Source organism: Oleiphilus sp. HI0080, from assembly GCF_001635135.1.
In genome coordinates this window covers 1-905 of record NZ_LWFU01000896.1, presented here as the reverse complement: position 1 = coordinate 905, position 905 = coordinate 1, and the positions used below count along the sequence as shown (strand labels likewise).

Annotated in this window: 2 protein-coding genes; both read left to right on the top strand. The window is 47.8% G+C overall.

Features of this window, described 5'->3' with window-relative positions:
* Positions 1-549: iron-containing alcohol dehydrogenase (locus A3751_RS17745; protein ID WP_156492599.1), on the top strand; the 549-nt coding region annotated here is incomplete at its 5' end.
* Positions 550-582: 33 nt separating this feature from the next.
* Positions 583-905, top strand: a 323-nt coding sequence (locus A3751_RS17740) for a thioesterase family protein (RefSeq protein WP_068458341.1), incomplete at its 3' end; no start/stop codon positions are given.

The window sequence follows — 905 nt, the reverse complement described above, 5'->3', positions numbered from 1 at the left end:
GCTCAGGCACTCCGGTTGCTTTCAGACAATATTAAGCAAGCGACGTATCATGGTGCTGATATCGAAGCGCGCCAAAATATGTTGCTTGGGGCCTGCTTAGCGGGGCAAGCTTTCGCCAATGCGCCGGTGGCCGCTGTTCATGCTTTGGCTTATCCCTTGGGTGGGCACTTTCATATTCCACATGGCTTAAGCAATGCGCTTGTTCTGCCGCACGTGATGCGCTTTAACAAGTCGGCCTGTGGTGCGCTTTATGCACAACTAATACCCTATATTGCTCCGGATCTTGTACCTCCTGTCTCTAGTGAGAGCGAATCTGAAGAGAACCAATTGGCGTCGGCCGTTTGCCGCTTAATTGAGTATATTGAAGACTTGGTTAAAGATCTCGGGTTGCCGACCAGTTTGGCAGAGATGGGAATCGAAGAGTCTTATCTTGGAATTTTAGCGGACGATGCGATGCTTCAGACTCGTTTGCTTCAGAATAACCCGAAGGAAGTAACGCGCGATGACGCGCTTGCGATCTATCAGGCGGCCTTCAAAGGGATCGTTTAAGGGTATTGCTTAATTGCTTAAAGGAATAGCGTAATGGCGAAACAGCCAGTTTTTAAAAATACATTCCGACATTTTCAGAATGTTCAGACCCGCTGGATGGATAACGATGTGTATGGCCATGTGAACAATGTGGTGTATTACTCGTATTTTGATAGCGTGGTGAATACCTATCTTATCGACAAAGGTGGACTGGATATTCAGAATGGCGCGCAGATCGGTTTTATCGTTAATTCGAATTGTGTTTATCAGCAAAGTATCGCCTTTCCCGAGTCCTTAGTGGGCGCACTACGTGTAGATCGCATTGGCAATAGCTCGGTGGATTACGGCGTAGCCTTGTTCAAGGAGGGGCAAGAGCA